The organism is Psychrobacter immobilis (genome assembly GCF_003148585.1).
GTDB lineage: Bacteria > Pseudomonadota > Gammaproteobacteria > Pseudomonadales > Moraxellaceae > Psychrobacter > Psychrobacter immobilis.
On sequence record NZ_QGGM01000001.1, the window covers coordinates 407,666 to 426,259 of the forward strand.

Here is an 18,594-nt window from a genome sequence, read left to right on the forward strand (position 1 = left end):
CCTCTATAAAATGACATTTTGGTCAAAACCATGACAAAAGATGACTACTACTTAACATTGATTTGATTTAGATTTGCTTAGTCCTACGAAAATCAATTGCCTCAAAGGCTGTAGAATGAGAAAACAGCAAAATGAACGCCAAGCAGTATACCGCTCAGCAATTATAAAAATTAAAACAGTAAATTAGGCATCTATAGCTCTCACTTCATCAACGTATGAACACTTTATAAAAATATTATTTATAACAAAATCTTTGATAATGAAACTATTTATAACAACATTATAAATTTACAGAATATCCACGTTTTTAACCGACCATTTAATTGATTCATATTTACCTTTTAATTTGAGATATTTCCAATCCCCTTTTAGCAAATAGGAAACCTAACACCGATGGCACACGAGTATATTAAGGTTCGCGGCGCACGCACTCATAATCTAAAAAATATCGATTTAGACATTCCACGAGATAAGTTTGTGGTGATTACTGGTTTATCAGGTTCTGGTAAATCGTCATTGGCATTCGACACACTTTATGCCGAAGGGCAACGTCGTTATGTCGAGAGTCTATCGGCGTATGCGCGTCAATTCCTCTCGCAAATGGAAAAACCTGACGTCGATAGTATCGAGGGCTTATCCCCTGCGATTGCTATCGAGCAAAAATCGACCAACCATAACCCACGCTCAACGGTCGGGACGATTACCGAGATTTATGACTATTTGCGTCTGCTCTATGCGCGTATCGGTACGCCCTTTTGCCCTGAGCATGGCGAGCCAATGGTCGCGCAGTCGGTCACTGAAATGGTCGATCAAGTCATGGCGTTGCCAGATGACACCAAAATCATGATCTTAGCTCCAGTGATTCGTGAGCGTAAAGGTGAACATACGGTTTTACTTGAGCAATTAATTGGTCAAGGATTTGTACGTGTGCGTGTCGATGGCGATGTCTACGATACTGACGAGCTACCGACACTCGATAAAAAGAAAAAACATACCATCGAAGTGGTGGTTGACCGCTTTAAAGTCCGTGATGATTTAGGTAACCGCGTCGCTGAAAGTCTAGAGACGGCGCTACGTCTAGGACAAGGTCTGGTCACGCTGCACTTTATGGATGGCAATCCAAAAGAAGGCGGCGATGACAATCAAGTCATGTCAGCCAAGCATTCATGCCCTGTGTGTGATCGTGCCGTACCTGAGCTTGAGCCACGTATGTTCAGTTTTAACAACCCATATGGCGCTTGCCCAAGCTGTGACGGTCTTGGTAAACGTCAATACTTCGCGGCTGAAAAACTGATTACTCATCATGAAAAATCGCTCAATCAAGGGGCGATTAATGGTTGGGATAAACGTCATGCCTACTACTTTGGTTTGCTCTCTACCGTCTGCAATCACTTCAAAATTGATATGGATGCGCCGTGGCAAGATCTGACCAAAGTGCAGCAAGACCTCATCATGCAAGGCTCTGGTAAAGAGAAGCTGACCTTTAACTTTACCGATGAGCGCGGTCGTAAAACAAATAAAACCGTATCATTTGAAGGGGTGCTGCCTTATTTAGAGCGCCGTTATGCCAAAACTCAAAGTAACCTTGTCCGTGATGAGCTGGCTAAATATTTAGCGGATACCACTTGTAACGTCTGTGATGGTGCACGCCTCAATGAGATTTCACGCAATGTCCGCGTTGATGACCAAACCATCGCTCAAATCGTGAAGTTGTCTATCGGTGATGCGGCTGAATATTATAAGACTATTAAAATTAGCGGTCATAAAGGCGAAGTCGCGGAAAAAATCTTTAAAGAGATTAATGAGCGTCTAAACTTTCTCGTTAGTGTCGGACTTGATTATCTATCCCTTGCCCGCTCTGCTGAAACCCTATCAGGCGGTGAAGCACAGCGTATCCGTCTTGCCAGCCAAATTGGCGCAGGTCTGATGGGCGTGATGTATGTACTTGATGAGCCGTCCATCGGTCTGCATCAGCGCGATAATGATCGCTTGCTCAAAACCCTAACGCGCTTGCGTGATTTGGGTAATACTGTACTGGTCGTTGAGCATGATGAAGATGCGATTCGGCAAGCGGATCACGTCATCGATATCGGTATCGGCGCAGGTGTACATGGCGGTCATATTATCGCTCAAGGTACGGTCGATGACATCATGGCAAACAAAGATTCGCTAACTGGACAATATATGTCTGGTAAGAAGAGAATCGAGATTCCAGCCATTCGTCATAAAGCCAAAACGACCGATATGGAAGTCAAAGGTAAAGCCAAACCCAAACAAGTTCCGATGACGATTGAGCTAAAAGGTGCCTCAGGTAATAACTTGGATGATGTAGATTTGACCATTCCCATTGGTATTATGACTTGTGTGACTGGTGTCTCAGGTTCGGGCAAATCAACTTTGATCAACCGTACCTTAATGCCATTAGCAGCAACCCAGTTAAATAATGCCTCAACGCTTATCGCTGATAAACATGAGAGTATTAGTGGTCTTGAGCATTTGGATAAAATGGTCGATATCGATCAAAGCCCGATTGGTCGTACGCCGCGCTCAAACCCAGCGACTTATACCGGTGTGTTTACGCCGGTACGTGAGATGTTTGCACAAACGCAAGAAGCGCGTGCTCGCGGTTATAAACCGGGTCGCTTTAGCTTCAACGTCAAAGGCGGACGCTGTGAGATGTGCCAAGGTGATGGTCTTATCAAGGTTGAGATGCATTTCTTACCTGATATGTATGTGCCATGTGATACCTGTGAGGGCAAGCGCTATAACCGCGAGACCTTAGAGATTCACTATAAAGGTAAAAATATTGCCGATGTCCTAGATATGACCGTCGAAGATGCCACTGAATTCTTCTCAGCCATTCCAGCGATTTATCGTCGTCTGCAAGCTTTGATGGATGTTGGTCTTAGCTACATTCGCTTAGGTCAGTCTGCGCCAACGCTATCAGGCGGTGAAGCGCAACGTGTCAAACTGGCGCGTGAGCTGGCCAAACGCGATACGGGACAGACGCTCTATATCTTGGATGAGCCAACCACTGGTTTGCATTTCCATGATATCGATAAACTGCTGCATATCTTGCATGCCCTACGCGATAAAGGTAATACTATTGTGGTCATCGAGCACAATCTTGACGTCATCAAAACGGCCGATTGGGTGATTGATCTGGGCCCTGAAGGCGGTAAAGGTGGCGGACTGATTATCGCGGAAGGTACGCCTGAAGAAGTAGCTGAAGTCACAGAATCCTACACGGGTATATTCTTAAAGCCGATGCTAGAGCAAGGGTTAAAAGACGTAAGCTAATACAAATTAGTGAATAATTGATAAAAGGCCACTCTTTATAGGGTGGCCTTTTTTATTGGCTAATATAAGGCTTTGTCCAATCTGCACACTATATATCTTGATTAAGGTATCAAGATATATATAGCTCGTTGCGTTACCTTTCTTAATCTTTATTAAAGATACTTAAACGTTGATTGTATTAATATTTAAATAGTTAGATATGATGCGTAGACGCATACGATATAGAAATATCTGGTTAAAAACTGGGTAGCAAGCAATAGCACTTACACATTGACACAGCTAACCCCTATCCTATCCCTAAAACCCTCAAGGACTTCTTATGAAAAAATTACTGTTCATTGTCTTAGCATCTACTGTTGGCATTAGTGCCTGTGCGTCAAACGGCACATCAAATGGCTCAAGCGATCGCAACCATCAAAGACCTGCGATGTCAGCAGACATGAAACAAGCCATGAATGATTGTGCTCAACGAGTTGGTGTAAAAATGAATAAAGACAGTCGTCCAAGTAAAAGCGATATGAAGAAAATAGATTCATGCATGAGTGCAAAAGGGTTTGAGAAGCCTGCAGGCCATGGTCGTCACTAATAACTAATGATTTCTAGATAATCGTTGATGAAAGGCTACTCTTTAGGGAGTGGCCTTTTTTTTTGGGTTGGGTTTTTATTTTAGTGTTAATATAAGCAATATTTTAAGAACATCTGTAAGGTAATAAGTAATGGCAAATGTAACGAACCTCGAAAAAAAGCTTGTAAAGCTTATCGAAACTGAAAAACCTTGTGCCATTGCTTTAACTGGCGAATGGGGAGTTGGGAAAACGCACCTGTGGAACGAAATTCGTGATAACAATGGAAAATCATTTTCTGGTAAGAAGTATGCCTACGTCTCTTTGTTTGGCTTGGATTCATTAGCAAGCCTAAAATCTGCAATTGCTATAGAAGTTCATAAATCAGTTGGGGTTAGTGACAGCATATGGAAAAAAGATATCCTCAAACCTACTAAAAAGTTTCTATCATCCCTGACAGGTAGCAGCATTGGAACTACTTCTGATGTGCGCATAGGACTGAATCTTGGTAATAATATTATTACTAGTGTTGTTTTTTCACATCTCAAAAATACATTAGTTTGCTTAGATGATATAGAAAGGAAATCAGATAGCTTACCAATGTCAGAAATATTGGGTTTGATAAATTATTTAAGAAATGAGCGTAAATGCCAAATACTGATGATAACGCATGACGAAGAATCAGAAGATAAAGAATATTTTGACAAAAATAAAGAAAAGGTGTTTGATGAAGTCCTAATTTTAGACGACTCATTATCAATTATTAAACGCGAGATTAGTGATGTCGAGACATTCCCTATCTACGAAAAGTTCTATCAAAATATGGACGTTAGAAATCTTAGATTTTATCAGCGTGTTCAGAAAGTCTATCAGGAGATAATAAAATACTCATCATCTTTATCAAAGTTGAGCAAAGAAGAAATCCTAAGACAAATTCTTATTATCAAGCTTGTTAATGACATTCCTAAAGTTCTTGATATCGATATGAAAGAGTTAGAACTATACTTTTCTGAAGATGGTCTCGATGATCGATTAGATATATTTTTAAAAAATGATGATGAAGCGTTAAAAGCAAATGTTAGAACTAAAAAAGATGATGTAGAGAAAAATCTTTCAAAATTCTACCCTAACTTTCGTATGAAAGGGTGGACTGAAGTTGTTATCGAATTGATTACAAATATTGATATAGATAGTGAAAAATTCGAAAAAACTCTTAACCAAGATTTGATAAATGAACAAGATCTTGAGAATGATAGAGAAAAAGAAATCTTAATTACTGAACATCATAGTCTAAATGCAGGAGAGAATTTCGACAAGAGGCTTTTTGAAAGTAGTCTAAAGCAGATTGGTAGAGAAAATTTAACTAACTTAAGCTTTTACTGCAACACTCTTAAGCAAAATGGTGAGATTGCATTATCGATTCATTTAGAAGGCTTGGTAAAAGACTATATAAGAAGAAAAGTCTCTGAGAGCTCCGACTACTGGCATAAAGAGAAGTGGTACTTTTTTGGTATAGAGTCATACGATATATTTTATGATTATCTGGTTCAGGTAGTCAAAGATAGAAAATTAGAAATAAAGCAAAGAAATGATATAAATTTAATTTGTGAAGCTTTTAAACGCTTTTATCAAAGTGGCTATAATAGTGAAGAGCTATATGAAGCTATGAGAGATATTCAAGAAGATGACTTGAAAGCAGTCCTTTGGCAACCTATTGATAACGAAAGAGATAGAAAACAGTATATCCGTAAAATACTACAGCATCCTGTCTTTAGGTTTAGAAAAATAGTGCAGATTATATTTACTAATGAAACTATACTAAGTGATAGAACTTGGATATTAGTAGATATTAACTATCGGAAAAACATACTTTTCAGTCCTTTTCAACCTTCTATATTACTCCTTAAGAGTGAGGAATTGAGAGGTTGGATAATAAAGTTATTACGAGAAAGAATTGTTGAGAAGCCTAGTACTAAAGCTGCTATTGAAAACTGGTTAGAATATTCAAACAACCTGAAAAACCTAAATTCTTAAGTCTACGAATATAGATTTTATTCAATCAAAAACCTGCTTACCAACTCATGGATTAGAAGAAAAGTGGGATTAGCTACCTACAAAAACGCTCTCAATTAAATAAACTCTCTTTCAACATTCATTATCCGCGCATCTACAATGCGTTCTATCTTCTCTTCCATTTGGCTACATTGAGATTCAACCTCACGTTTAGATAGCCCGACTATTACAAACGTCCACTCGCCGGCATCATGACGATCACGCTCGCCACTCTCACAGACCGCAATGCTTGGCGTATTGCCAAAGCCTGTAGGTTGAATCGGGCGCAGCTCGCGACATCCAAAATCACAAAGTAAGATAAAAATCAAACCAGCCAATTTCCAACATTTTTCTGCAAAAAAAGGTAAGTCTTTTGACTTACCTTTTTTGATAACATTTACTTTTGAGAATGGTTACTGAGTTATTTACGTTTAATGGTTCTAGTAGTTACCCCAGTCGTTGCCCCACTAGTTGCGTTAGCAGGTGCTTTAGCAGCCGCTTGATAAACTGGCGTAACCTCAGGTAAGAGTGCCTGAATTTTAGCGATACGCTGCCCAGAGTTTGGATGGGTAGACATTAAAGTAGCTATGGTGTTGCTACGACCATTGGCAGCCTCCATTTTTTGCCATACTGCAACGGCAGCTTCTGGATTGTAGCCTGCCTGCGCCATTAAGCGTAAACCACCCGCATCGGCTTGTGACTCCTGACTACGAGAAAACGGCTTATCAAGTCCGTAGTCACTAATCAAACCCAACGCATCATCACTTAACCCTGTTCTTGACTGTAGTTCGGCACCACCTAACTGCAGCGCTAAGCCTGTCAGAATTTTTTGCCCAGCATCTTTTTTACTGTGCTCAGATAACGCATGGGTCATTTCGTGTCCCATGATCGCAGCGATCTCTGCATCTGTTAACTGTAGCTTTTCTACAATACCGGTATAAAAAGCCATCTTACCACCCGGCATTGCCCAAGCGTTTAATTCAGGTGAACGTATAACCGTGACCTGCCAATCAAAAGGAACGCCTGTTGTATTAGCGCGAACGGCGTAGGGCTTCATACGATTAAAGACGTTTTTAACTCGAATGGCGGTAGCAGAAGTATTATCTACCGCGCCTTGACTACTGGCTTTAGAGACCACTTGAGAGTAACTTTTAGCCGCATCGGTATTTAATGTAGCCGTATCGTACCCTGCCATATCGGCGACCGTAGTACACCCTACTAAAGTAGTGATAGTAGTCAGCAATAGAGCATTTTTTATGTTATTAAAAGTGGTCATTAGACGTCCTGGTTGAGAGATACAATTAAGTTAAATAGCTAAGCTAAAGGCAATGAATTGATAGACTTAAAATTCCACGATCGAAATTCATGTCTTGCCACACATTAATTGAGAGCACATATGATTGATGACGTAACTAAAATTCAATCAATATGTAATTATCATGTAAGTAATGTGTCTAGATTATCGAGGAAGAGATTATCACTATAGAAAACAAAAGTCTATTAATTTTATAATCTACTATTTGTTTGATATCACAAGCCCCAGCCAACCTCCATTTGACGCCTACAACTTTATTCTTTTAATTAGACTCTCTGCTCAGAGAGCATCCTGCAATAGATCCCACCTAAATAAACGCTCGAATCAAATTCATCACCCACGCATCTACCGTACGTTCTATTTTCTCTTTGCCAAAAAATTTTATAATTTATCGTAGCATCAAACATAATGTCCGATAATGTCTGCGCAGCTGCTCCCAGACCCTTTATAATAGCGTATCGATACCAACCAACCTGCGTGTCTCACCATGACCTCTATCAGCTACGTAAAGCAGCAACGCATTACTCGACTATGCGTGCGCTGCGGCTTACTCCTCATGCAGTATGGCGCTGAGTCTGCCGTAGTCGTGGACTTATCCAAACGCTTGGGTCTTGCTTTGGGGATGAACAGCGTCGAATGTTCGCTGAACTTTAATGCCATCACCCTGACGACCATCTGTGACGAGCGCTGTATTACCACCACCAGAGACACGATTAATCAGAGCATCAATGTCAATTTATTGGTACAAATTCAGCAAATCGTCAATAGAACCGAAGCCATCGTAGACAGTACCGATTTGACTGACCGCACTACCCTTGCCTTTGATGAGTTAGATAAGACCGTATACCCAACGTGGCTAGTGGGCATATTTGTTGGTGCGTCTTGCGCAGCGTTTGCGTATCTAAATGGTGGTAGTTGGTCAATTACCGCCGTGACATTTATTGCGGGTATGGTAGCGATGTTTACCCGTATTTATCTGTCCAAGCATCACTTTAATCCTTTTATCACCGTCATTGTGACGGCCTTTATTGCTTCTTTAATTGGAGCGACGACCTACTATTTTGATATCGGTAATAATGCCGATATTGCGGTTGCCTCTAGCGTGCTGCTACTGGTGCCCAGCTTTCCTTTGATTAACTCGTTCTCAGATATCTTAAAAGGCTATGTCAATATTGGCGTTGGGCGTGCGGTGTTTACCTATATGCTCACCTTATCCGCGTGCGTTGGTATCGTGATGGCGCTGGTTTTACTTCGCATACAGCATTGGGGGTTTTGAGATGTGGTTCATTGAAACTGTTGTGCTTTCATGTATTATTACCCTTGGTTGGACGCTGATGTTCAGCGTACCCAAACGCTATATTTTGCCTTGTTTGTTGATGACTGCTTTTGGCTTCGGATTAAAGACTGCTCTCGTTTATCAACATGTACATCTCGTGGTTGCCAGCTTTTTTGGGGCAATGCTTGCCAGCTTTTTGGGCGTGTATTTTTCTAAGAAATATACCTTACCACCCAAAGCACTTATCTCGCCTAGTGTCATTTGTATGATGCCCGGTATCGCCGCTTATAAAGCGATGGTCAGTATGGTGCAGATTGGTTATTTTGGTTTTTCAGACGAGTTATTTAGCCAAATGATGGTGTACTTGTTTGAAGCATTATTTGTCACCTCAGGATTGGTGCTTGGCTTATCCATTCCGGGACTGTTATTTTATAGACGACGTGCCATTGTTTAAGTAAGTTTAGATGGGATTATTAAATGTCAGGCTATTTTTGCCTAAATGCTTTTATATTCTGATGCTAGCTGGTACATCCTCGTAAGCAAAACCTTGTAAGATTAATAATGATACCCATTACAATAGAGTTCAAAACAACAGAATTAAAAAATAATAGACGGCAAAATTGTACCAATACGCATCAATACGTCCTGAATAAAGAGACTTAATATGACAAAACATTATGATTATATCGCCATTGGCGGCGGTAGCGGCGGCATTGCTTCAATCAACCGTGCGGCTAGTTATGGCAAAAAATGCGCCGTTATCGAAGCCAATCAATTGGGCGGCACTTGTGTGAATTTGGGCTGCGTTCCCAAAAAAGTGATGTGGTATGGCGCGCAAATCGCTGAAGCTATTCATAAATATGCGCCAGACTATGGATTTAATGTGGATGTTAAAGGTTTTGACTTTCAAAAACTGGTACAGAGCCGTCAACAATATATCGAAAATATTCATCGCTCTTATGATAATAACTTGGCCAAAAATGGCGTAGAAGTGATCAAAGGCTTTGCCAAATTTGTCGATACCAATACCGTAGAAGTGAATGGCGAGCTGATTACCGCTGACCATATTTTGATTGCCACCGGCGGTCACCCGATTCAGCCAGATATCAAGGGCGCAGAATACGGTATCGATTCTGATGGCTTTTTTGCGTTGAATCATTTGCCAAAACGCGTGGCAATTGTGGGAGCTGGATATATCGCTGTTGAAATTGCAGGTGTGTTAAACAGTTTGGGCGCTGAGGTGCATTTGTATGTACGCCAGCACTCGCCGCTGCGCTCATTTGACCACAGTGTAGTAGAGGCGTTGCTGATAGAGATGGAGCAAGACGGTATTCAATTGCATACCAATACTACGCTCACGGAAGTCAATAAAAACGAAGATGGCAGCCTGACTTTGTGTACCGAAAATGGCAGCCTAGACACGACAGATTGTTTGATTTGGGCGATTGGTCGTGCGCCATCGACAGACAATATCAACCTGCAAGTGACGGGTGTGGAAACGAACGAAATTGGCAAAATCAAAGTCGATAAATTCCAGAACACCAATGTTAAGAACATCTATGCGGTCGGCGATATTATCGAAAACAGTGTGGATTTAACACCCGTGGCGATTGCAGCAGGTCGTCGTCTTTCAGAGCGCTTGTTTAACAACAAGCCTAATGAGCATTTGGACTATACGTTGATACCGACGGTGATCTTTACCCACCCTGCTATTGGTACGATTGGTTTGTCTGAAATCGACGCGGTTGAGCGCTATGGCAAAGAAAATATCAAATGTTATAAATCGACCTTTACCTCTATGTATAGCGCGGTGACCCAGCATCGTCAGAAGTGTATGATGAAACTGGTATGCTTGGGCGATGAGGAAAAAGTCATTGGTCTACACGGTCTTGGCTTTGGTGTTGATGAGATGATTCAGGGCTTTGCGGTCGCGATCAAAATGGGCGCGACTAAAGCGGACTTTGACAATACCGTTGCCATTCATCCAACTGGCTCAGAAGAATTTGTGACAATGCGTTAATTTGAGTAGGTAGTATTAATAGAAAGCCTATTCTATAAAACAACCCCATAAGTGGTAAACAACTTATGGGGTTGTTTTATATCAGTATATTTTTTTAACGTTAACCACTAAATTGATGTTACTTGATCAGACGAATATTAAAAGGCACTCTAAAATCTTTACCAGAAGAGCACTTGATTACCCCCATTACGCAAAACACTAAGTGCGAGAAGCCAAATAATACCAGCGCTAGCATTGGAATCATCGCTAAAGGCGCAAATATAAAGGCTAGAATAAAGCCAAGTATCATTGCCACAATCCATAAGCCAATATAGCCGATAACGAAAGTGATCGACCAGTTCAGCGCCTCTTTAGCTTGTGTTTGCACATAAGCATCATCTTTTTTGACTAGCATAATAATGAGTGGTGGAATAAATCCAAAGAACAAACAGCCTAACCAGTTTAGGAGAGCTATGTTTGTAGAGTCCTGCTTGGTACTAGCAGCTTGCATATCTGTTCTATGGCTGCTTGCTTGAACATTATTAATATCGTTATTACTAGCGTCTTTATTGATATTTACGTGGGGTTGTTGCGTACTATTAGGCATGTCTGGATATATTCCTTTATAAAATTATTTAAATATTAAGCTCTGCTTTAATTACCTAATACCCATTCATCGTTCACTTGATAAACCTTGAAATTGGTCTTGTTAGTGCGGCTTTCCCCCGCGATTGTCTGAGTGATATCAGCGGTGCACATATAAGTATTGTCGCCCTCGACAGTGTCACAGTTGATATTTTCGACGCGCTCAAGCTTTGGCATCATACCCTCCATCATGCCGCTCATCGCCTTTGCCATCTCATCATTGCCTGCGTTCGCCATCGCATCGTCCATCATACTATTGGCTTGCTCGTATTGTGCCTCGATTAACGCTTCAACTGTGCTTTCAGAAGGTGCATTAGAGCATGCGACAAATAGCGGTGTTAGTAATGCTATGACTGCCAGTTTTTTCAGATTAGTCATCTCAATCTCAATGTGTCTATAATGTTACTTCACTATACAGAATTACTTCTAAATACCCAACTTAATTTTAGAGTACAAGTTTGGATTTATGATGAATAGCTTTAATAATCTAATGAGATGAAGGAATTAACGTGCGGTGTATACTGACAGTGCATTCACGATACTGCTATGATGTGGTATTCAAAACCGTTGCGAGATAACTGTGTGGCAGGTGTACTTTTTTATATTACCGATTGGTCTGGGAATTATGACCTTGGCAGCAAGTTTGTTGTTTTTGTTTGCTTATCTGATGTCTGATGACAATGCCACGCGCTTGCCCGCTTTTAACTGGTTCAAGCGCTTAATTATCGTGGCATTTATACTGCTAAGTGTTGGGCTATTTATGACCTTTGGTCATTTTTGGGGTTGATAAAATCAGCCTTTAAACATTCAATATTCTTTAATGAACTATTTTTTCCAACTCCAATAATTCTAAATCTTCACGCTTTGGCTCGCCATTATTGCCGTCATTTGGAAATGGCATTTTATTACCATTTAGCTCATAACCTCGGCGCTGATAGTAAGCCAATAGCTCAGGACGATGACTTAAAATAGACATGGTCAAACGTGCAGTTTTTTTAGCTGCTGCTTGCCCGTCTGACTGTAGATGACGAGTAGCAAAGGTTTCTGCTGCTTGCAAAATAATATTACCAACGCCATGCCCCTGCAACTCTGGATCTACCGCAAACATACCGATATAGGCTTTGTTGTTTGAGTTAGCATCGGTTTTGATATCGACAGCGATACAACCGAGTATCTCACCCGTTTCCTTTCCATCACGGTCGCCCGTTGTCGTTTTTGGATAGACAAAGTAATAGTGATTAGGGTCATTAATCACGGCAGCGAGCTCGGCTGACGTGGTTCGAATACCACCAATCAAATCAGCCTCATTGGTCCAACCTGCGGTCTCGCGATAACAGCGATTTAATAATTGCTCAAGTGCACTAATATCATCGGCTTGCGCTTGTCGTAAAAACACAGACTCTCTCTCCAAGTTATTTTCATCTAGATGTTTTTTATTCATATTATAATTTTTCCTTTCCTTGTTTGTATTAAAAAAACTGACCCAAATCGATAGGTCAGCCTTAATAGTAATATGTATCCATCTTGAGTACTAGGGCGATAAGGCCAGTGCTTGGTCGATAATATTAAATCCTGCCTGAAGCTGTGCACGCGTTGGCGCATGACCACGGCGGAGCAGTTCAGAAAAGGCAACCAATTCTTTATCACGCCCTAAAGTGCTAGCCGCACTAGCACGTGTGTCTTCCCCATCATCATCAAAGTAGTATTCGATATAATCTAACGTATCTGGTGAACCAAACAATATATTATTATCGGGTGTCTTCGCATGCCCACTATAGCGTAGGCTTTTGCCATATTGCATCGTCCAAAAGAACGGGATGCGCGCGGCGAGCGAGCTGACACTATCATCATTTAGTATCGCAGCCGCAGTCACTAAGCCATGTTGCAAGGCCACGCGCCAATGTTCAATGCGCATGCGCCCCATTTGCCCAGAAGCTTTTGCAATATCACCCAATGCATAAACCCTTTCACGTAGCTGTAAATGCTCATCCACTTGCAAGCCATCTGGCGCGTTTACTTCTTCAAATAGTTCTATACGTGGTGCTACGCCAGTCCCCAAAATCACGATGTCTGCATCAACTTGCTCACCATTCGCCAGCGTGACACCGCCCACTTGTGAAAAGGTTTGGTTTTCTTCTTCATTCTCAGACGGATTAACAATCCTTTTGACCTCAGTGATTTCATTGACCCTGGCATCAAAGACAAACTGAATGCCATTTTCTTCATGCAGCTTGATCAGCGCATTACTGACGGTTTCTGAGACGATATTTCCCATTACCCGATGCTCTTGTCCGATGACGGTAATAGAAGCCGTCGTGCCTGCTTGTGCCAATGCGGAAGCGACCTCCATACCGATAAAGCCAGTACCTACAATCACTACACGCTGGTCATGACTGGCCGCTTTTATCAATTTGGCATCATCCATACTACGCAGCGTATAAACGCCATCAAGCTCAGCCCCTTTAAAGGGAGGAATCTTTGGCTCAGCGCCTGTTGCAACCACTAAAAAATCAGCAGTTTGTCTGTCACTACGACCATTTTTATCTTTAATGATAATGGTACGTTCATTGGGCAATACTTCGCTGACGGTCTGATTCAAGCGCAAATCAATATCGTGTTTGCTCGCCCAATCTGCACCGCCTAGTAGAAGCTTCTCTTCAGGCATATTGCCCGCTAAAAATGCTTTGGACAATAATGGACGATTATAAGGAGCTTTATCATCAGCACTAATTAAGGTAATTTTGCCACCATAGCCAGTGTTACGCAGCTGATGCGCTGTCATAAAACCTGCTGCGCCACCACCCACGATGAGCGTATGCGTATCGATAAGCTTATCATTTGCAATCTGTTTGGCTATCTTGGCTGAGGTATTCACCGTCAAGCTGTCGCCGTTATCGGTCACTTCATATTGAGTCAAGCCTGCTGTCGCGACTGGCTCTAATAGCGTCCCATCACGGCTATCAAAAGTCGCATGATGCCAAGGACAGACCACTCGATTGCCACAACGTAAGCCTGTGCCTAAATCTGCGCCTGCGTGCGGGCATTTGCCATCGAATGCCTGAAACTCATCTTCGTCGCGGGTGATTAAAATGATACTATCATCATCTTGCTTGTACGATTTCATACCGCCACTGGCAATATCGGCCTTATTAATAGTCACTGTGTCAATCGTTGCATTGGTCATAAGTCTTCCTTAACAGTTATAATGGTTCCCTGAATCAAACGTGTTGAAAATAGCCCTATCGCATCAGCCAGTTTCAACGAAAAACACCATTCTCGATACGTTTATTTAAATGCTTTTTTAAAACGATATCCATTGATAGTAGCAAGACACTTTCGCACACGCTGTTTTTTTGTATGTTTCCTGCGTTGCAAAACGTAATCGTTAACTGTTAATCCCTATGCTTACCTATTTTTTTAAATCTTATCCTCAACATAAAAGATAACTTTATGACTTCTCGTGATGACATGACCGATATTAATGCTAGCCCTCAATCCGCTCTTGAAAACAATCAATTTAATAATGAGCAGTTTAATATGGCAAGTATCGATATTACCGCAGCGACGGATACTGCGCAGTTACCGCAGCCTCTTCAACCACCTGTACAGCAAGCGACCTATAAAGCCAACGCAACAGACTTTATCGTTAATGAGCTATTGCCGCTCGAATTCACCGGTGAAGGTGAGCATTTATGGCTGCATATCCAAAAATTAGGGATGAATACCGCTTATCTTGCCAAACTGCTGTCAGAGTGGGCAGAGATTCCTCTGCGTGATGTTGGTTATTCAGGTCTTAAAGATCGCCATGCATTGACAACCCAGTGGTTTAGCTTGCGAATCCCAAAAAAACAACTGCCAGCTGCTGAGTTTGCACCAGTCGATATCGGAGGCAATGAATCGGTCACGATCATCGACCAGCAATGGCACAACAAAAAGCTCAATCGCGGCACGCATCGCGCCAATCAATTCATTATTACCTTGCGTGATATCCAATTTTCTGATTTTGATACAGCATTGCCAGCACCTGAGCAATTATTGTCGGCGAAGCAAGATGTCGAGCAGCATTTATCAAGCATCGCTATAGCTGGCGTGCCCAATTATTTTGGCCCTCAGCGTTTTGGACGAAATGGCAATAATATTAGAGAAGCATTATCGCTGTTTGCGCGTCCACTACAGCAAAGTCGACCACAACCCAAAAAGAGCAAACGCAAGCACGCGCCACGTGAGCAGAATACAATGGAGCTGTCTGCCGCACGTAGCTTAATTTTCAATGAGATATTGGCAGTACGAGTGCATGATGGCAGCTGGAATACTGGGCTGGCAGGCGAAGTGTTTAACTTAGAGGGTTCAGGATCAATATTTACTAGCGAAGCCATAGACGACACGTTGCGTGCACGCCTTGAGACGGGTGATATCCATCCCACTGCTGCATTATGGGGCAAGGATAATGATAAAGTCAGTGGCATGGCGGCAAATATTGAGAAAAATGTGATTCAGCAAAATCCGCTACTGGCTCGCCTAGCCAATGGTTTAGAGCAGCGCGATGTAAAAGCACAGCGCCGCGCGCTGCGCCTACCTATTGAAGCGCTGTCTTGGGAATGGCAGGATAAAGATAATGAACAAACATTGGTGCTGAGCTTTACGTTAACGACAGGTAGCTTTGCCACCAGTGTTTTGGCAAGCTTAGTAAAACAATTAATACACTAAAGCGTAGTTGACCCTTCGACTATGGCAGCCAGCTATGTGCCATAAAGCGCTTCAATATTATTATTTTTTGCTGCCAACATCTCGTTGGCACTCACCACTTGATCACGGCCACGGCCTTTGGCTTCATACAAAGCCTTATCTGCCATACAAATTAAGCGCTGGCAAATATCATGAGGTAGCTGCACTGCGGGAATTTTACGATTAACGCGTTTGCTACTATACGAGGGGATTCTCTGCGGTTTAGCAAGCGACTGCGATGCATCCTTTTTATTCAGAGTTTCGCAGGCTTGTTTTATACAATTACGCTCACCATGGGTCAGTGTATATAGCCCCAAGCTGGCAGTCACACTAAAGGTTGTATCGTCATCGAGAATGATGACGTGTTTGGCGATAACACGCCGTAATTGTTCAGCAATTATCATAGCTGTGTCGTGCTTCGTATCTGGCAATACAATCAAAAACTCCTCACCGCCATAGCGACTCACGATTGTTTCATCAGTTAAAGACTGCAAGAGCGTCTGCGCGACCTCCACCAATACTCGATCCCCAATCTCATGGCCGTAACTGTCATTGACTTCTTTAAACCAATCCAAATCCAATAAAATAACGCTGATATCTTGATGGTCTTCTACTGACTTCAGCACCTGCTTCATTTGCATCATCCCGTAACGGCGACTTTTGAGTTGAGTTAGCTCATCTTGATTGGCATGCTGCAGAATTTCCTTTTTACTGTCATCCAATATTAGTAACAAAGTACGAAACATATAGATAATAAAAATAGCTTTTGGTAGCGCCATATAAATATGTGTAGAACGCCAAAAAAAAGCGGAAGATCGGCGCAATTGATCAACACTGTCCCAGTTTAGTGTGCCATTTTGAAAAATAGAGGCAGAGATGGCGTTTTCGATTGTCGTAATTTCACTATAATTGATATAACTATAATAGGTATCAAGAGGAATGACCGTGAGCGTCATTTGACGCAGATTGGGTAAAGTAACGCCAAGATAAGGAATAAATGTGACTGCTAGAATGACGGCTGCATGTCCTAAAAATGCTCTCCATACATAACGCCGACGTATAAGCATCATCCCCAGTATCGCACCGCCGACTAAAGAGACGCCCGCGACCAAGCTACTATGTCCCAAAACTAAAATAACCATTGCAATATAGGCACTATAGACCGTAATTAGTATGCCTTGCCACTTATACAAATTGCTATTGGCTTTTTTGACAGGTGAAAAACGACTGGTCATCCATAATAAAAACAAAGCTACCAGTGTCACGCCGAACCATAGTGGATACAGCAGGGCTATATCGACATAGGTGTCATAAATATCGCGGCGCCACCAAACAAATAAGCACCATAGCCAGTGTAAAGATACCTCCATCACCATAAATAAAGCCAGTAATGACGTTTTATCAGCAGCTTGCCACTCAAAAATTGCTTGAGATAGCTTGGTGTAGCCTAGATGAGATATCGATACAGCCATAGTAGGGCTACCGCAAATATTGAAAGTTATTAAGTCGACATTAAAACCATTAAATAAAAATCAAAAGCCTGAATCAACAATAATAAATAGTATGACTTTTTACCTTATACCATTCCCAAAAACTTAAGTAGATAAGAATGCGAGTGTCGGTACTACATTTTGTAAACTAAATAGGAGTTAACCCCGACAATTTCATTTTTGAAAATGAATCCCACTTATCTAGTGTGGCAATTTCTGTCGCAGTTATCAATCTATTTCATGCCTGCATGCGTCAATATATGACGCATGTTTTTTGGATAACCTGTCAATTGATGTTTGAGCTGAGTCAACATTCCAAAACTGTATTCAGCAATGAATTTTCGGCTAAGAAAACATTGCAAAAGACTGCCAAACTCCCTGCTGATCAGGGTTCATTGTCGGTACATCACCCAAACGACGCCACGGCATATTGCTACCATGAAAGTCACTACCGATCGAGGCGACAAGATTGTGAGCAGCGATACTGCGATCGACCATTCTGCGAGTACTAACCGGTTCGCTATTCGACGGCAGCTCACAAGCATCGCCACCAAGACCAGCAAACTCTTCAATCAGTTTACGGACTCGTGTTGCTGAAAGCTGATAACGCGTGGGATGCGCCAACACCGCCTTGCCACCACAAGCATGGATCAGCTCAATGCCGTCAGCCATACTCAGTGCATCAATCGCCACATAAGCAGGCTTATTATCTGCCAAATACTTATCAAAGGCTTTTTGTACCGTCTTGACTTCACCGCGCTCAAACAATACTTGACCAATATGCGCGCGCCCGACCGCTTGTGGATTGCCGCCAGCTTTATCAAGTACGGCTTGCCACAACTCATCATAGTTAATATCTAATAGCTCACTGAGCTTTTCAGTGATTCGTTGACCACGCGTGGCACGGCTATCCTGTAATTGTTGCAGCGTTGCATGCATTTTTTCGCGATCGGTAAAATCTAGCCCCAGCACATGGATAATTTTATTGGTTGATTTATTTTTGCCATAACCACCAATAAGTGTGTGCTCACAGCTTATCTCGACCCCATTAATCAGCTGCATATCGCAGGCAATGGCAGCCGCACGCGCCTCATCAATTCCTGCCAGCGTATCGTGATCGGTCAATGCCAATACATTGACGCCGGCCGCATGGGCACGCTGCACTACTTCCGTTGGTGCATAAGTGCCATCAGAGCAAGTGCTGTGACAATGTAAATCGAATTTCATAA

General features: G+C 42.0%; 16 protein-coding genes. 8 read left to right on the top strand and 8 right to left on the bottom strand.

The features are described 5' to 3' along the window. Nucleotides 1-393 precede the first annotated feature (393 nt). The 3 genes from uvrA (at nt 394) to C8D84_RS01800 (ending at nt 5,897) form a co-directional block, all read left to right on the top strand. Nucleotides 394-3,300: an excinuclease ABC subunit UvrA gene (gene uvrA, locus C8D84_RS01790; protein WP_109589552.1), complete on the top strand. Its 2,907-nt coding sequence runs from the start codon at nt 394-396 to the stop codon at nt 3,298-3,300. A gap of 319 nt (nt 3,301-3,619) precedes the next feature. Further along, nucleotides 3,620-3,886: a hypothetical protein gene (locus C8D84_RS01795; protein WP_109589554.1), complete on the top strand. Its 267-nt coding sequence runs from the start codon at nt 3,620-3,622 to the stop codon at nt 3,884-3,886. 130 nt (nt 3,887-4,016) lie between these two features. Next, a complete protein-coding gene (locus tag C8D84_RS01800; protein ID WP_109589556.1) occupies nt 4,017-5,897 on the top strand; it encodes a P-loop NTPase fold protein in 1,881 nt (626 codons plus the stop codon). Between the two features lie 95 nt (nt 5,898-5,992). Here C8D84_RS01800 and C8D84_RS01805 read toward each other — a convergent pair whose 3' ends face one another. Continuing rightward, nucleotides 5,993-6,241, bottom strand: coding sequence for a DUF503 family protein (locus C8D84_RS01805; RefSeq protein ID WP_407691867.1), 249 nt, complete (start codon nt 6,239-6,241; stop codon nt 5,993-5,995). Between the two features lie 95 nt (nt 6,242-6,336). Then, on the bottom strand, nt 6,337-7,191 hold the full coding sequence (locus C8D84_RS01810) for a M48 family metallopeptidase (RefSeq protein WP_109589558.1): 855 nt from the start codon (nt 7,189-7,191) through the stop codon (nt 6,337-6,339). Between the two features lie 526 nt (nt 7,192-7,717). Between C8D84_RS01810 and C8D84_RS01815 the strand changes: the two genes are divergently transcribed. The 3 genes from C8D84_RS01815 to gorA all read left to right on the top strand — a co-directional run bounded on the left by C8D84_RS01815 (nt 7,718) and on the right by gorA (nt 10,526). After that, nucleotides 7,718-8,506: a threonine/serine exporter family protein gene (locus C8D84_RS01815; protein WP_109589560.1), complete on the top strand. Its 789-nt coding sequence runs from the start codon at nt 7,718-7,720 to the stop codon at nt 8,504-8,506. A gap of 1 nt (nt 8,507) precedes the next feature. After that, nucleotides 8,508-8,960, top strand: a complete 453-nt coding sequence (locus C8D84_RS01820; RefSeq protein WP_010201359.1) for a threonine/serine exporter family protein — start codon at nt 8,508-8,510, stop codon at nt 8,958-8,960. Between the two features lie 210 nt (nt 8,961-9,170). Then, nucleotides 9,171-10,526, top strand: coding sequence for a glutathione-disulfide reductase (gorA, locus tag C8D84_RS01825; protein ID WP_109589562.1), 1,356 nt, complete (start codon nt 9,171-9,173; stop codon nt 10,524-10,526). 118 nt (nt 10,527-10,644) lie between these two features. Here gorA and C8D84_RS01830 read toward each other — a convergent pair whose 3' ends face one another. Further along, nucleotides 10,645-11,112, bottom strand: a complete 468-nt coding sequence (locus tag C8D84_RS01830) for a DUF4870 domain-containing protein (RefSeq protein WP_211181218.1) — start codon at nt 11,110-11,112, stop codon at nt 10,645-10,647. Between the two features lie 47 nt (nt 11,113-11,159). Continuing rightward, nucleotides 11,160-11,528: a hypothetical protein gene (locus C8D84_RS01835; protein ID WP_045454206.1), complete on the bottom strand. Its 369-nt coding sequence runs from the start codon at nt 11,526-11,528 to the stop codon at nt 11,160-11,162. A gap of 247 nt (nt 11,529-11,775) precedes the next feature. On the opposite strand from C8D84_RS01835, the gene C8D84_RS01840 reads away from it, so the two are divergent. Continuing rightward, a complete protein-coding gene (locus C8D84_RS01840; RefSeq protein WP_227676031.1) occupies nt 11,776-11,937 on the top strand; it encodes a hypothetical protein in 162 nt (53 codons plus the stop codon). Nucleotides 11,938-11,967: 30 nt separating this feature from the next. Here the strand turns inward: C8D84_RS01840 and C8D84_RS01845 are convergent, their stop codons facing one another. Next, a complete protein-coding gene (locus tag C8D84_RS01845) occupies nt 11,968-12,591 on the bottom strand; it encodes a GNAT family N-acetyltransferase (RefSeq protein WP_109589564.1) in 624 nt (207 codons plus the stop codon). A gap of 90 nt (nt 12,592-12,681) precedes the next feature. Beyond that, a complete protein-coding gene (locus tag C8D84_RS01850; RefSeq protein ID WP_109589566.1) occupies nt 12,682-14,334 on the bottom strand; it encodes an FAD-dependent oxidoreductase in 1,653 nt (550 codons plus the stop codon). A 266-nt stretch (nt 14,335-14,600) separates the two neighbouring features. On the opposite strand from C8D84_RS01850, the gene truD reads away from it, so the two are divergent. Continuing rightward, nucleotides 14,601-15,857, top strand: coding sequence for a tRNA pseudouridine(13) synthase TruD (truD, locus tag C8D84_RS01855; RefSeq protein ID WP_407691863.1), 1,257 nt, complete (start codon nt 14,601-14,603; stop codon nt 15,855-15,857). A 32-nt stretch (nt 15,858-15,889) separates the two neighbouring features. Here truD and C8D84_RS01860 read toward each other — a convergent pair whose 3' ends face one another. Both C8D84_RS01860 and C8D84_RS01865 read right to left on the bottom strand, forming a co-directional pair. Further along, nucleotides 15,890-17,347 carry a GGDEF domain-containing protein gene (locus tag C8D84_RS01860; RefSeq protein WP_109589568.1) on the bottom strand — a complete coding sequence of 486 codons (1,458 nt, stop codon included), beginning with the start codon at nt 17,345-17,347 and terminating at the stop codon, nt 15,890-15,892. A 363-nt stretch (nt 17,348-17,710) separates the two neighbouring features. Then, on the bottom strand, nt 17,711-18,592 hold the full coding sequence (locus tag C8D84_RS01865; protein WP_109589570.1) for a PHP domain-containing protein: 882 nt from the start codon (nt 18,590-18,592) through the stop codon (nt 17,711-17,713). Nucleotides 18,593-18,594: the final 2 nt, after the last annotated feature.

What these genes read in the sequence shown, in the direction of transcription:
- uvrA (WP_109589552.1), top strand. Translation starts at nt 394, where the DNA reads ATGGCACACGAGTATATTAAGGTTCGCGGCGCACGCACTCATAATCTA.
- C8D84_RS01795 (WP_109589554.1), top strand. Translation starts at nt 3,620, where the DNA reads ATGAAAAAATTACTGTTCATTGTCTTAGCATCTACTGTTGGCATTAGT.
- C8D84_RS01800 (WP_109589556.1), top strand. Translation starts at nt 4,017, where the DNA reads ATGGCAAATGTAACGAACCTCGAAAAAAAGCTTGTAAAGCTTATCGAA.
- C8D84_RS01810 (WP_109589558.1), bottom strand. Translation starts at nt 7,191, where the DNA reads ATGACCACTTTTAATAACATAAAAAATGCTCTATTGCTGACTACTATC.
- C8D84_RS01815 (WP_109589560.1), top strand. Translation starts at nt 7,718, where the DNA reads ATGACCTCTATCAGCTACGTAAAGCAGCAACGCATTACTCGACTATGC.
- C8D84_RS01820 (WP_010201359.1), top strand. Translation starts at nt 8,508, where the DNA reads ATGTGGTTCATTGAAACTGTTGTGCTTTCATGTATTATTACCCTTGGT.
- gorA (WP_109589562.1), top strand. Translation starts at nt 9,171, where the DNA reads ATGACAAAACATTATGATTATATCGCCATTGGCGGCGGTAGCGGCGGC.
- C8D84_RS01830 (WP_211181218.1), bottom strand. Translation starts at nt 11,112, where the DNA reads ATGCCTAATAGTACGCAACAACCCCACGTAAATATCAATAAAGACGCT.
- C8D84_RS01835 (WP_045454206.1), bottom strand. Translation starts at nt 11,528, where the DNA reads ATGACTAATCTGAAAAAACTGGCAGTCATAGCATTACTAACACCGCTA.
- C8D84_RS01840 (WP_227676031.1), top strand. Translation starts at nt 11,776, where the DNA reads ATGACCTTGGCAGCAAGTTTGTTGTTTTTGTTTGCTTATCTGATGTCT.
- C8D84_RS01845 (WP_109589564.1), bottom strand. Translation starts at nt 12,591, where the DNA reads ATGAATAAAAAACATCTAGATGAAAATAACTTGGAGAGAGAGTCTGTG.
- C8D84_RS01850 (WP_109589566.1), bottom strand. Translation starts at nt 14,334, where the DNA reads ATGACCAATGCAACGATTGACACAGTGACTATTAATAAGGCCGATATT.
- truD (WP_407691863.1), top strand. Translation starts at nt 14,601, where the DNA reads ATGACTTCTCGTGATGACATGACCGATATTAATGCTAGCCCTCAATCC.
- C8D84_RS01860 (WP_109589568.1), bottom strand. Translation starts at nt 17,347, where the DNA reads ATGGCTGTATCGATATCTCATCTAGGCTACACCAAGCTATCTCAAGCA.
- C8D84_RS01865 (WP_109589570.1), bottom strand. Translation starts at nt 18,592, where the DNA reads ATGAAATTCGATTTACATTGTCACAGCACTTGCTCTGATGGCACTTAT.